This window comes from Streptomyces sp. NPDC050636 (genome assembly GCF_040654775.1).
In the GTDB taxonomy this organism is placed as follows: Bacteria; Actinomycetota; Actinomycetes; order Streptomycetales; family Streptomycetaceae; genus Streptomyces.
On record NZ_JBFAIP010000003.1, the window covers coordinates 104,226 to 117,637 of the forward strand.

A 13,412-nucleotide genomic window follows, 5' to 3' on the forward strand; every position below is an offset into this window, starting at 1 on the left:
GCGAACGCGGCAGGTGCGTGAACGCGAACGGCAGGTGCGTGAACGCGAACAGATGGAGCCGGGCGCCTCAGCCGCGTACTCGGGGCCACAGGCGATTGCGCTGTTCCTCGGGCCTGTCGGGTGCTCAGGCAGTGGGTGCGTCAGGCAGTGGGTGGTTCAACCGGTGGGTGCTTCAGACGGTGGTACGTCAGGCGGTGTGGGGCGACTTGAGGCTGCTGATCATCTTGCTGTCCGCCTCGGCGTTGGCGACATGCTGCTTCATCAGCGAGTCGTTGAAGTCCTCGTCGGCCTGGTGGTTGTCGGCCATGCTCTTCAGGGCGCCGCCGATCTCCTGGAGCTTGGCGGCCAGATGCCCCATCGATTCGTACATGCCGTCACGCAGGCCCTCGTAGACCACACCGAACTTCTCGCCGATGTCGTCATCGCCCCACGGCGGAGTGTCCTGGCCCTCCAGGCCGGTGAGCCCGTTCTTCAGCTTGTCCACCGCGGATTGATAGCGCTGGCCGACGCCGGTGAAGTCCTTGCCTCCGGCTTTCAGCGACGGGATGTCCGCTTGCAGTCCGTTCCCGGCCATAACCTCCCCCGTTCGAGAGTTCGTCACGTACCGACTGGCTTTTACGAAGTTTAGACGCGGGCGCCCGTGTTGCCTCAAGGACGCGACTGTCACAGAGGTGTCACCGATGCAGGCCGGCGGGCCATCAAATCATCGCAATATGGGTGTAGTTGAGGCGGAGGATGGCGATGGGGCCGGCGATGGGGCGCCGGTGATGAGCCCCGAGACGCGCCCCGAACGTCATGCCTGTGGCGCGCCGCGGTCGAGCGTGCGGAGGGCGAACCACAGCTCCATGCGGACGTCGGGGTCGTCCAGATCGGTGTCGAGGAGGCCGGCGATACGGGTGATGCGCTGGCGAACGGTGTTGCGGTGGATGCCGAGGGTGGTCGCGGTGCGGTCCCAATTTCCGTGCAGTGAGAGCCAGTTGTGGAGCGTGGAGAGGAGGGGCGGGGAGTCGGCCAGCGGGGCGAGCAGGGCCTGGGCGTGCTGGTCGGCATCGGTGGGGGAGATGAGGGAAGTGATGCCGCGGGGGCCAGGGGCGCGATGGCGTACGAGAGGGGTACGGCGGGCGAGCGCGCGGCGGAGGGCGGAGGCGGCGTGCCGGTCGGCGGCCGGCAGCTCCGCGACCGGAACGGGTTCGCTGACGCCGAGCGTCCAGCCGGGGTGCGCGGTGACCTCGCGATCGCCGGGGATCAGCGCGCACAGGGCGGGAGTTGGGGTGTCCGGGGCGGTCGCCCGCGCCGCGGTGACGTCCGGGCCGGGGATGAGGCGGGCGTCCGGGCCGGGCGTCCGATCCGGCCCGGACGTCGGCTCGGCGTCCTCGTGCCGGGCGATGAGAGTGGCCCCCAGGGCGGCGGCCAGGGTGGTGGGGGATTCGGTGGTGTCACGGCGGGGCTCGGCATGGACGACCGTCCAGCGAGGGTGGCCGAGCAGCGGTGCGACATCGGTGGGCCGCGCGCCGAGAAGCAGCCGGACCAGGGCGGCGGAGTGGCCGGCTTCGGCCGGACCGCTGCCGGTGGCCGGGCCGCTGATCAGCGAGAGGAGCACGGCGGCGACGCCCGCGATGGTGTGTGCGGGCGGGTCGTGGGGGTCCGCGGCGACCACCAGGGCGAGCGCTTGGTCGGGGGCGCGCCCGGTGAGTGCGTACGCGGTCAGGTGCGTACCGGGGAGGGTGTCGGCGGCCGAGGACGGGCCGCCGGTGCCGACAACTTGGGCGAGGTGGGCGGCCGCGGTCCGGCAGGCGGCGGTGGGACGGGGGCCGGCCGAGCCGTGTTCCGTGCCGTCCGGGGTGAGCAGGGCGGTCCAGCCGTGTACGTGGCGGGCCAGCGCGCGCAGCACGGCGGGCGCGGGGTCGGGGCGGGCGGCGGCCGCCGCCAGCGCCCGCTGGGCCTCGCTGAGCCGGGTCAGCTCGCGGTGCCTGGCCTCCGTCACGGCCTGCCACACGGCGCTTTCCACCGCGGTGAACGGGGTGCCCGCAGGGACCTCGACGAGCGGCAGCCCATGCCGGTCGCAAGCCTCCACCAGGGCGCGGGGGACGGCGTCATGCACCGGCGCGATCCCGAAGCCGAGGGCGGCGGCACCGGCCGCGACGGTGCGGGCCGCGTAACCGTCGAGATAGGCGTCGAGGGCGGAGCCGGCGTCGTCGTCGGCGGGCCCGGTGCGGCCGGCCCGGGTGCCGGTCACCTCCGCCAGATGCACCCCGGCCGTCAGCAGCATTTCGCCGCCGAGAAGGTACGGCACCGGGTCGGCCATCTCCGAGGTGTGCACCCAGTGGATGGCGATGCCCTCGCGTGGGCCGGCGATCTGGCGCAGGCCCAGGTCCGTACGGGCGAGGAGATCGGCCAGCGGGACGGGCGGCGTGGACGGTGCCATGGAGTGTGGCGTGGCGTGTGGCGTGGCGTTCGGCATGGAGTGCGGCATGGAGTGCGGCATGTGCGAACCATCCACTTCGAGGGCGGGCGAGTGGAGGAAACGTACACTTCAGCGTCGACTTCCCGCCTCCTAGGGTCAACCCCCAAGACGCGGCGCTTGGAGGAGACCCCCGCTCGCCAAGCGCCGTCTCTCCCCCCCACGTCACACCCCTCGCTCCCGCCCCTTCTCCTCCCCCATCTCCTGTCTCCCCTCCCCCTCTCCCCTCGGCGTAGCCGGAAGGGATGGCCCATGGCTGTCGACTATGCGGTGATCGTGCTCTACCTGGCCGGAATGCTTGCCATGGGCTGGTGGGGAATGCGGCGCGCCAAGTCCAAGAGCGACTTTCTGGTCGCCGGGCGCCGCCTCGGCCCCGCGATGTACTCGGGAACGATGGCCGCGATCGTGCTCGGTGGCGCGTCCACCATCGGCGGAGTCGGTCTCGGCTACCAGTACGGGCTGTCCGGCGCGTGGATGGTCTTCACCATCGGCCTCGGGCTGCTGGCGCTGAGCGTCTTCTTCGCGGGCCGGATCGCCCGGCTGAAGGTCTACACCGTCTCCGAGATGCTCGATCTGCGCTACGGCGGCTCCGCCGGCCTCATATCCGGCGTCGTCATGTGGGCGTACACGCTGATGCTCGCCGTGACCTCGACGATCGCCTACGCGACCATCTTCGATGTGCTCTTCGGCATGGACCGTACGCTCTCGATCATCCTCGGCGGTGCGATCGTCGTGGCGTACTCGGCGCTCGGCGGCATGTGGTCGATCACCCTCACCGACATGGTCCAGTTCGTCGTCAAGACGATCGGGGTGCTGCTGCTTCTGCTGCCCATCGCGGTGATCAAGGCGGGCGGCTTCGCCGAGATGAGGGCACAGCTGCCGGACGACTACTTCGCGCCGCTGGGCATCGGAGGCCAGACCGTCTTCACCTACGTACTGATCTATTCCTTCGGAATGCTGATCGGGCAGGACATCTGGCAGCGAGTGTTCACCGCGCGCAGCGACAAGGTGGCGCGCCTCGGCGGCACCGCGGCCGGTACGTACTGTCTGGCCTACGCACTGGCAGGCGCCGTCATCGGTACCGCGGCCAAGGTGCTCTACCCGCACCTGGGCAGCCCGGACGACGCCTTCGCGACGATCGTCAAGGACGCGCTGCCGATGGGGGTGCGCGGGCTGGTGCTGGCGGCGGCGCTGTCCGCGGTGATGTCCACGTCCTCGGGTGCGCTGATCGCGTGTGCGACGGTCGCCAACAACGACATCTGGGGGCGATGGCGCCCCTCGGGCCGACGGGGCGGCGATGACGGCGGTCATGACGGTGCCCATGGCGGCGGTCGCGACGGTGCGCAAGACGGTGCCCATGACGGCGGTCGGGACGAGGTGACCGGAAACCGGGCGTTCATCCTGCTGATGGGTGTCGCGGTCATCGCCATCGCGATCACCCTCAACGATGTCGTCGCGGCGCTCACCGTCGCCTACAACCTGCTGGTCGGCGGGCTGCTGGTGCCGATCCTGGGCGGCCTGATGTGGAAGCGCGGCACGGGGGCGGGCGCGCTCGCCGCGGTCGCGGTGGGCGGAGTGACCGTCATCGGCCTGATGTTCTCGCTCGGTGTCCTCGCCAACGAGCCGATCTATTACGGGCTGATCGCCTCGCTCGTGGCGTACGTCGTGGTCAGCCTCGCCACCAGGCCCACGGACGCGTCGGTGCTGGCCGCCTGGCGCGCACGGCTGGCCGGCGAGCCGGACCGGGGCGAGCCCGGGGTGGCGGTGGCCCAGTCCACCGCGCAGCGCGTCTGACGGCCGATACGGGCGCCGCGTCCGAACGGCCCGATCCGGCACGCCGCCCCTCCGCCCTCCCCTCGCCCACCTCCCTCAGGAAGGCAACATCGCACCCATGAGCACCACCTCCACCCCCGCCCCCACCGCGACGCAGCACCCGCGCAACGGCGGTGACCTCGTCGTCGAGTCGCTGGCCGCACTGGGCGCGAGCACCGTCTTCGGGCTGCCGGGGCAGCACGCGCTCGGGGTCTTCGACGCGCTGCGCCGCTCCGCGCTGCGCTACATAGGGCTGCGGGTGGAGAACAACGCGGGCTTCGCCGCGGACGCCTACGCCAGGACCACGCACGGAGTGGCGCCGCTGCTGGTCTCCACCGGGCCCGGTGCGCTGATGACGCTGGCCGCGCTCCAGGAGGCGGCCGCCGGCTCGGCCGCCGTACTGGCCATCGGCAGTCAGGTGCCGCTGGCCGGTATCGGCGGCGGACGCCACGGCTATCTGCATGAACTCACCGACCAGAGCTCCTCGTTCCGGGGCGTGGTCAAGTCCGTCCACACGGCGCGCACGGCCTCCCAGATCCCGTCCGCGGTGGCCGCGGCCTGGGAGTCGGCGCTGAGCGTGCCGCACGGGCCGGTGTGGCTGGAGATTCCGCAGGATGTGCTGCTGGCGCCGGTCGATGTGCCGTATGTGACGGAACTCCGCGTCGCGTCACGGGAGTTGGAGCCCCGCCCAGAGCTGATCGCGGAGGCGGCGCGCCGGTTGACCCGGGCCCGGCGGCCGGTGATCCTGGCGGGCGGCGGTGTCGTACGGGCCGGGGCCGAGGTGGAGCTGCTGGCGCTCGCGGAGCGGCTGCGGGCGCCGGTGGCCACGACGTTCGGCGGCAAGGGCGCCTTCCCCTGGGAGCACCCGCTCTCCCTCCAGTCCTGGCTGGAGGACCGCCACACCACAACCTTCCTGGAGGAGGCGGACACCTTGCTGGTCGTCGGCTCCGGGCTCGGCGAACTCTCCTCGAACTACCACACGTTCCGGCCGCGCGGCCGCGTCGTACAGATCGAGGCGGACCTCGGCAAGCTGGAGTCCAACCACGCCGCACTGGGCATCCACGCGGACGCCCGCCTCGCGCTGGGTGCGCTGGTGGCAGAGGTGGGGAAGCCGGGGGAGCTGGGGGAGATGGGGGAGGGCAGGGATTCCGAGCCCGGCAAGGCGTCCGAGTCGCTCCCCGTTCCCGAGTCCGTCCCCGTTTCCGTCCCGGTCCCCGTTCCCCAGTCCGTCCCCGCTCCCGAAGCCGCCGTTGCCGACGTCCTGGCGCGCGTCCGGGAGCGTCTGGACGGACAGGGGCTCGACCTGGAGCGGCAGATCCTGGCAGCGGTACGCGACGCGCTCCCCGACGACGCGGTCAGCTGCTGGGACATGACGATCCTCGCCTACTGGGCCTGGTCCGCCTTCGACGCGCGGCATACCAACGCGCTGCACTCCGCGCAGGGCGCCGGCGGCCTGGGCTACGGCTTTCCGGCGGCGCTCGGCGCGGCCGCCGCCGACCCCACCCGGCCGGTGCTCGCCGTCTCCGGTGACGGTGGCGCGATGTACTCGATCGCCGAACTGGCCACCGCCCGGCAGTACGGCCTGCCGGTCACCTGGCTCATCGTGGACGACGGCGGCTACGGCATCCTGCGCGAATACATGACCGACGCGTTCGGCGAGGCCACCGCCACCGAGCTCACCCGGCCGGATTTCGTGGCGCTGGCCGAGTCGTTCGGAGTGCCGGCGGTCCGTACGGCCCCGGAGCGGCTTCGGACGGACCTGGTGGCGGCGCTCGCCGCGCCCGGGCCGTCCGTCGTCGTACTCCCGGCCCGACTGCGGATGTTCGCGCCGACACATCTGACGCCCTGACCCGAACACCTCACGCTCCGGGGCCGGGCGGAGAACCGGATGCGCCGTTCTCGAAGTCCGGCATCGCCGGCCCACGTTCGTCGCGCTCGGCTCGAAGTGACCATTACGGGCGCGCGGCCGCTGTGCGTTCCCGCTATGCGCCGCCGCTCACTCGCCCCTGAAGCAGCCGCGAAAGCGACGCATGGACGTCCTCGACCGAGCGGTGCGGCTGGAAGGACTGCCAGTCCAGGGCAGCCACCAGGACCATGCCGAACAGGGCCGAGGCGGTGAGCGGAATATCGAGTTCCGCGGTGAGCTCGCCGGTGGCCACGGCATCCCGCAGGACCGATTCGACGACGGCGAGGGCCCGGCCGCGTACCGACTTCACGGTGGCGCGCCAGGTGCGGTTGGTGCGCCAGAGTTCGGCGGCGTAGAGCTGGGTGAGGGCCGGGGAGCGGGCGCAGAAATCCAGGCCGGCCCGGATCATCGCGTCCAGGGCGTCGACCCGGCTGCCGCCCTGTGCCGCGGTCGTCTGCTCGGCCTGCCGCAGCGAGTCGGCGAGCAGGTCGATGCCGTCCCGCAGAAGCTCCTCGTACAGCACGTTCTTGCTGGTGAAGTTGTAGTAGACGGTGCCCTTCGCGACGCCGGCGCGATCGGCGATCTCTTCCACGGTGGTGGCGGAGAAGCCCTGTTCGGCGATGAGGGAGACCGCGGCCTCGAAGAGCTTGCGCCGGGTGGCCTCGCGCCGGGGGCCGGTGGTGGTGCTGCGGCGGGGCTCGGCCACGGTGCAGAGACGGGCCCCAGGGGCGGTGCCGTTGCCGGCACCGCCCCCATGGCCGGAGCGGATGCTCACAGGCTGAGCTCCGGATGCAGATCCTTCATCCGTACGACCTGCCGGCCGCGCGCCGCGAGAGCGGTGAGCGCCAGCGCGCCGAGGGTGAAGGCCGCCAGGACGGCCGAACCCTGCCAGACGATGGCCGTGTCGCCGCCCGTGATGAGCCGGCGCAGACCGTCGACGACGTAACTCATCGGCAGGAACGGGTGGATGGCGGCGAAGAAGCCGGGGCTGGTCTGCACCGGGTAGGTGCCGCCCGCAGAGGTCAGCTGAAGCATCAGGATGACCAGGGTGAGCACCCTGCCGGCCGGTCCGAAGTATGCGCTCAGCAGCTGGATGACAGCCGTGAAGCAGGCGGTGGCCAGCAGCAGGAAGCCGATCGTGCCGGCCGAGCGGGCCATCTCCAGGCCGAGGCCCCAGTGGAGGACGGCCATCAGGGCGAGCACCTGCGCCACCCCGATCGCGAAGGCCGGCAGCCAGGAGCCGAGTGCTATTCGCCAGCCGGGCGCGCCGGCGGCCAGTGCGCGCTTGCCCAGCGGGGCGAAGAGCATGAACGCGACCATCGCGCCGACCCAGAGGGAGAGCGGTATGAAGTACGGCGCGAGCCCCGTGCCGTAGTTGGGCGCCTTGTGCATCGACTTGGCGGCCAGCTCGACCGGGTCGGCCATCACCTCGGTGCGGGTGTCGCGATCCTTCTTGTTGTAGTCGGGGATCTTGGCCACGCCGCTGTGCAGCTTGTCGGCCAGCTGGTTGCTGCCGTCCTTGAGCTTGAAGAGGCCGCCGGTGAGTTTGTCGGCGCCGTCCTTGGCGTCGTCGACGCCGTTGTGGACCTGGCCGGCTCCGTCGGCCACCTTGCCGGCGCCATTGGCGAGTGCGCCGATCCCGTCGGCGAACTGGTTCGCGCCCTGGGCGACCTTGTGAGCACCGGCGTTGAGCTGGTTGATCTGACGGATCGCGGTGTCCGCGTCGCTCGCGATGGTCGGGAACTTCTCGGCGGCCAGCACAGCACCCTCATGCAGGTCGCGCAGCTTGCCGCGCAGATGCTGGAAGTCCATCTCGGCGACGACGCCGTTGACCTTCTCCGCCGCATCGGCGGCCACGGCGGTGCCTTCCGCTATCCCCTTCAGCTTGGGGCAGTCGGGGTCGGTGGAGACGAGACCGTCGCAGCGCTCCTGGTACAGCGCCTTGGCGTCGTCGGCGTTCTGGCGGGCCTGCGTGGCTGCCTTGGCGGAGTTGCCCGGCAGCTTGCCGAGGTCGTCGTCGAGCGCCTCGGTGAGGTCGGCGACGACCTTCGCCTTCTCGCCGATCTCCTTCCCGTGCTTCCTCAGGAAGGGGAGGTCCTGCTTGGCGATGCCGTGGACCTTCTCGGCGAGCTGCTGTGTGCCGTCGGCGACCTTGCCCGCGCCCTGGCTGAGCTGCCTGGCCTTCATGACGGCTTCCGTCGCGCCCCTGCTGACGTCGCCCGCGCCCTTGCTGACGTCGCCGGAGCCCTTGCCGAGCTTGCCGAGGCCGTCGGCGAGGTCACCGGAGCCCTGCTTGGCCTTCCCCAGGTTCTTGTCGATCTCCCCGGCCCCGTCGGCCGCGTCGGCCGTCTTGTCGTGCAGATCGGAGAACGACACAAAGATCTTGTCGAGCATGGCCCGCGACGACGTTGCCGAGGTCTTCGCCCTGATCTCGGAGAAGACGGTCTTCGATATCGAGCCGACGATGTAGTTGTTGGCGTCGTTCGTACGGACCTGGAGCGCGCCGGTCTGCGGGTCGTCGCCGGAGCTGGAGGCGATCCGCTTGCTGAAGTCCTTCGGCACGGTCAGGGAGAGGTAGTACGTGCCGTTCTCCACGCCCTTGGCGGCGTCGGCGGCGCTCACCTCCTCCCAGTGGAAGGTCTTGCTGTCCTTGACGTTCTCGGCCAGTTCGTCGCCCGCGGCGATCTTCTTGCCGTCGGCGGAGGCGCCCTGGTCGTCGTTGACGAGGGCCACCGGGATCTTGTCCAGGCGGCTGTAGGGGTCCCAGAAGGAGCAGAGGTACAGGGCTCCGTAGAGCAGGGGGATCAGCATCAGGGCGACCAGGCCCAGTCGGGGGAGCTTTCCCCTGCCGAAACGCCTGAGCTCAAGCGCGGCCAGTCTCGGCGAACGCATGCGCTGCTTCCTCCTCGTTGGTGTCGGCCGGGCCCTTCGGGCCGGGGGCGGTGGTGTCCTGGGCGCTGGAGTCGGGGGTGTCCTGGGCGCCGGGAGTGGCGGTGCGGACGATCAGGGCGTCCGACGGCGCATCGCTGCCCGCGGCAACGACGGTGGTGCCCGCCAGCGCGAGGTCCCGCAGCAGCTGCCAGGCAAGGGCGCGTTCGGTCGCGGACAGCTTGAGGTCCACGTCGTCGACGGCCAGCAGCCGCGGGCTGTGCATCACCGCGAGCGCGATGGACAGCCGCAGCGCTTCGAGGCGCTCCAGATCACGGACCGAAGTCCGCAGGCCCTTGGGCAGCGTGGCGGGGTCCAACTGGGCGGCCGCAAGCGCGGCGTCGATCCGGGCGCGGGCGGCGTCCTTGTAGCGGCGGCTCCACGGCAGGGAGCCGCTCAGCGAGCGATTGAGGCGCTGGCCCAACAGGGCCTGTTCCTGGAGGTGTTCACCGGCCGTGAGGGCCGGTTCGAGGTCGGCGACGCCCGGTACGTGAGCGATCGCGGTACGGCTGCGCACCGTCCCCATCCGCTTGGGCAGCGGGAACCCGGCGACCGTCGCCTCGCCTTCGGTGATCCGCATCCGGCCCGTGAGCGAGAGCAGAAGGCAGGTGCGGCCGGAGCCCGAGGGGCCCTGTAGGGCGATCAGTGAGCCCGGTTCCGCGGAGATGTCGACACCTCTGAAAGCCCATCCCCGTGGGCCCTCGACTCCGATTGCCCTGGCGTTGACCGCCGCCCCCTGGCGGGTGGTGTCCACAACACCCCTCCTTTGTTCTGACTAGTCAGTCTAAAAGTGTGCCGTATGTGTGGCCCTATTGGCCAATCGGGGTGATGTGGCGAGCGGGGCGAGGGCCGGCCCGCCGTGACTCTGCGGCGAGTTCCCCTGGCAAGTCCGTGCGGCGGGCGGGAGAGTCGTCTTAAGGTGCCGTCACGGAGGACTCGATGGATCACCCAGTGAATCGCCTCACGGATCGCCCGACGGGGCCGGCGGCACGTCGCTCGCGCAGGCTGGTCGCCCCGCTGGCCGTGGCAGCCCTCGTCGCGACGCTCGCGCCCGCTTCGGAGTCGGGGGGTGTGTCGCGGTCGGTGACGTATGGGGCCGTGGCGCCGCAGACCTCGCCGGGGACGTGCGCGAAGGGACCCGGCGCCGGTATCGGCGGCCATGGCAGCCGGGACGACGGCTGGTCGGCGACCGCCACCCGTATCGACCCCGAGGACAGCCACCATGCCTTCGTCGGCAACGGCTATCTCGGCCAGCGGGTGCCGCCCAACGGCGCCGGATACGCGGCTCCCGGCGGCGAGACCGGCTGGCCGCTCAAGACCTCGGAATACGACGGGTCGTTCGTCTCCGGGCTGTATGCCAAAGGGCCGAAGAACGTCGAGGGGCGGCAGGCCATCGCGGCGATCCCCACCTGGACCGCGCTCGATGTCACCACCGGCGGCGCGCGCTCCGAGACCTTCTCCTCCGCCACCGCGCCCGGCCGGATCTCCCACTACCGCCAGACGCTCCACCTGCGCTGCGGATTCGTCCGTACGTCGCTGACCTGGACGGCTGCCGACGGCCGCGCCACCGATCTGGTCTATGACGTCCTCGCCGACCGCAACGACGCGCACACCGGCGCCGTTCGGCTGCGGATGACGCCCCACTGGAGCGGCTCCGCGACCGTCACCGACATCCTCGACGGGCGCGGCGCCCGCCGGATGTCGCAGGCTCCCGGCACTACCACCGGCTCCGCCGCCGGCGCCATGGGCACCGGCCGCACGATGGATGTCGCGTTCCGGACGGATGGTACGCAGACCGACGGCGCCGTCGCCTCCACCCTGCGCCCCGGTCGGCAGATCCTTGCCGGGCACACCCAACAGGGCCCTCGCACCGGAGAGTTGAGCAATCGGCAGAAGGTGACCTTCCCGGTCCGCAGCGGTCGCTCGTACGAGCTGACCAAGTACGTCGGCGTCGACACCGCGCTCACCTCCCGCACCCCGGGCGCCACCGCGATCGCCGCCTCCCGCCGGGCCGCGAGCCGCGGCTGGGACGCACTGTTCGCACGGCACACGGCGGCCTGGCAGCGGCTGTGGCGCAGCGACATCGTGGTGAAGGGGCAGCGCGAGCTGCAGTCCTGGGTGCGCGCGGCGCAGTACGGGCTGCTGTCCAGCACCCGGGCCGGCAGCGCCAACAGCATCGCCCCCACCGGCCTGACCAGCGACAACTATGCCGGCGAGATCTTCTGGGACGCCGAGACCTGGATGTACCCGGGGTTGATCGCGAGCCACCCCGAACTCGCCAGGTCGGTGACCGACTACCGCTACAGGACCCGGGCCGGCGCCCGCGCCAACGCCAAGAAGCTCGGCTACGACGGGCTGTTCTACTCCTGGACCAGCGGCAGCAACGGCGACCTGTGGAAGGAGTGCCACAGCTGGGACCCGCCGCACTGCCGGACCCAGAACCACCTCATGGGCGATATCTCCCTCGCCACCTGGCAGTACTACCTTGCCACCAAGGACACCCGCTGGCTGAAGTCCCGCGGCTGGCCGGTCCTCAAGGGCATCGCCGAATTCTGGGCCTCGCGGGCCACCCGTAACGCCGACGGCAGCTACTCCGTCAAGAACGTCGCCGGGCCGGACGAGTACAGCAACGGCGTCGACGACGCGGTGTTCACCAACGCCGGTGCCGCCACCGCGCTGCGGCACGCCACCCGCGTCGCCGCCCTCCTCGGCGAGTCGGCCCCGGCCTCCTGGAAGACCATCGCCGACAAGCTGCGCATCCCCTACGACGCGAAGCGCAGCGTCTTCGAGCAGTACGCCGGCTACCGGGGCACCACCATCAAGCAGGCGGACACCGTGCTGCTGATGTACCCACTGGAATGGCCGATGTCGCAGCGGCAGGCGGCCGACACGCTGGACTACTACGCGGCGCGCACCGACCCGGACGGCCCCGCCATGACGGACTCGGTGCACGCCATCGACGCCGCGGGCATCGGCGAACCCGGCTGCTCGACGTACACCTACCTGCTCCGCTCCATCAAGCCGTTCGTCCGCGGGCCGTTCGCGCAGTTCTCCGAGGCGCGCGGGGTGAAGGCGGGCGCCGGCGACCCGCTCGCCGGCAAGCCCGCGCAGGACTTCCTCACCGGCAAGGGCGGCTTCCTGCAGACCTTCACCCATGGGCTGACGGGCCTGCGGCTCCGCGAGGACCGGTTGCGGCTCGACCCGATGCTGCCGCCACAGCTCTCCGACGGCGTCACGCTGCGCGGACTGCACTGGCAGGGACGGACGTACGACATCGAGCTCGGCGCGCACCAGACCACCGTGCGGCTGACCGCCGGCGCCCCGATGCGGATCGACTCGCCGGAGGGCGAGAAGGTCGTGAGCCGAGGCGTGCCCGCCGTCCTCAAGACCCGCCGCCCGGACCTCGCCCGGACCGCCAACGCCGCCCGTTGCATGCCGGCCACGGCCACCTCCGAGGAACCCGGCATGTACGCGGCCGCCGCGGTCGACGGCAACACCACCACCGCCTGGGTGCCGGACGCCGCCACCGGCACGCTCACCGTGGACCTCGGCCGGACCACTCAGGTCGGGCAGATCACCCCGCACTGGAACGCGACACGTCCGGAGTCCTACGTCGTGCAGGTCTCGCAGGACGGGAAGCACTGGTACGGCACGGGCTACGACGGCCGGACGCCGGCGCGGTACGTACAGGTCACGGTGCACGGGCCCGCCGAGTCGAAGACGCGCCCCGGTATCGCGGAGTTGACGGTGTCCGGTCCGAGCATGAAGTGACCATTCCAGACCTGGCGGCGCAGTGGCGCCGGATTCCAGCTGGGGCGGCAGTACCGCTCCCGTCGCGCGCCTCCCGTCAGCTCCCCGCAGGCAGCCGGGCGTACGAGCGGAAGGTGGAGAAGGCCGTCGCCGATATTTTGCTCTGGCCGGACGGCGCGGGGAGGCGCAGCCGCTTGCCGACGAGCTTCGGTGCGGGGGCTTCCTCCACCCGCGTCGGGGCGGCGCGCAGGTCGCCGAAGGCCTGCGCGGACGCCACGGCGGTCGTGGTCGTCCCTGTGATCAGGGCGGCGGCCGCGCCGCCTGCGAGTGCCACCGCGACCCGGCGGCGAATCCGTTGCTTCATGTCACTCAGCGTGACCTCCACGCGGCTCCGAACCATCAGGGATGCCCCGCACACGACCCTTGGTCTTCCCCGATGCCGCACCAGGGGCAGTCCCTGATTCCGGCCCCGGCCGCGGACCGGATTGTTGCAGCGGGATGAAATCCGTCCGCGTCGGCGTTGGTGCCTTGCGTCAAGGTCGAGGTGTGGGAGGC

Annotated in this window: 9 protein-coding genes; 3 read left to right on the forward strand and 6 right to left on the reverse strand. The window is 71.3% G+C overall.

Annotation, left to right across the window (positions count from 1 at the left end; translation table 11 throughout):
* Positions 1–187: 187 nt before the first annotated feature.
* Positions 188–574 carry a hypothetical protein gene (locus tag AB0I10_RS05190; protein WP_363150940.1) on the reverse strand — a complete coding sequence of 129 codons (387 nt, stop codon included), beginning with the start codon at positions 572–574 and terminating at the stop codon, positions 188–190.
* Positions 575–793: 219 nt separating this feature from the next.
* On the reverse strand, positions 794–2,425 hold the full coding sequence (locus AB0I10_RS05195; protein ID WP_363151087.1) for a helix-turn-helix domain-containing protein: 1,632 nt from the start codon (positions 2,423–2,425) through the stop codon (positions 794–796).
* Positions 2,426–2,713: 288 nt separating this feature from the next.
* Here AB0I10_RS05195 and AB0I10_RS05200 point away from each other — a divergent pair, with 288 nt between their 5' ends.
* Together AB0I10_RS05200 and AB0I10_RS05205 are read left to right on the forward strand one after the other, a co-directional pair.
* Positions 2,714–4,255, forward strand: coding sequence for a sodium:solute symporter (locus AB0I10_RS05200; protein ID WP_363150941.1), 1,542 nt, complete (start codon positions 2,714–2,716; stop codon positions 4,253–4,255).
* 97 nt (positions 4,256–4,352) lie between these two features.
* Entirely contained in the window at positions 4,353–6,122 is a 1,770-nt protein-coding gene (locus tag AB0I10_RS05205) for a thiamine pyrophosphate-binding protein (protein ID WP_363150942.1), read from the forward strand.
* A gap of 133 nt (positions 6,123–6,255) precedes the next feature.
* Here AB0I10_RS05205 and AB0I10_RS05210 read toward each other — a convergent pair whose 3' ends face one another.
* Genes AB0I10_RS05210 through AB0I10_RS05220 form a run of 3 tightly spaced genes read right to left on the reverse strand, consistent with a single transcriptional unit; the run spans position 6,256 to position 9,861 of the window.
* Positions 6,256–6,954, reverse strand: a complete 699-nt coding sequence (locus tag AB0I10_RS05210) for a TetR/AcrR family transcriptional regulator (protein WP_363150943.1) — start codon at positions 6,952–6,954, stop codon at positions 6,256–6,258.
* The gene (locus tag AB0I10_RS05215) at positions 6,951–9,071 is read right to left on the reverse strand and encodes a YhgE/Pip domain-containing protein (RefSeq protein ID WP_363150944.1); all 2,121 of its coding nucleotides are present in this window, start codon (positions 9,069–9,071) and stop codon (positions 6,951–6,953) included. Before AB0I10_RS05215 ends, AB0I10_RS05210 begins: the two co-directional genes overlap by 4 nt.
* Positions 9,043–9,861 carry an ATP-binding cassette domain-containing protein gene (locus AB0I10_RS05220; protein ID WP_363150945.1) on the reverse strand — a complete coding sequence of 273 codons (819 nt, stop codon included), beginning with the start codon at positions 9,859–9,861 and terminating at the stop codon, positions 9,043–9,045. The genes AB0I10_RS05215 and AB0I10_RS05220 overlap by 29 nt, the downstream gene beginning before the upstream one ends.
* A gap of 185 nt (positions 9,862–10,046) precedes the next feature.
* Between AB0I10_RS05220 and AB0I10_RS05225 the strand changes: the two genes are divergently transcribed.
* Positions 10,047–12,878, forward strand: coding sequence for a discoidin domain-containing protein (locus tag AB0I10_RS05225; RefSeq protein ID WP_363150946.1), 2,832 nt, complete (start codon positions 10,047–10,049; stop codon positions 12,876–12,878).
* 76 nt (positions 12,879–12,954) lie between these two features.
* On the opposite strand, the gene AB0I10_RS05230 is transcribed toward AB0I10_RS05225, so the two are convergent.
* On the reverse strand, positions 12,955–13,221 hold the full coding sequence (locus AB0I10_RS05230) for a hypothetical protein (protein WP_363150947.1): 267 nt from the start codon (positions 13,219–13,221) through the stop codon (positions 12,955–12,957).
* Positions 13,222–13,412: the final 191 nt, after the last annotated feature.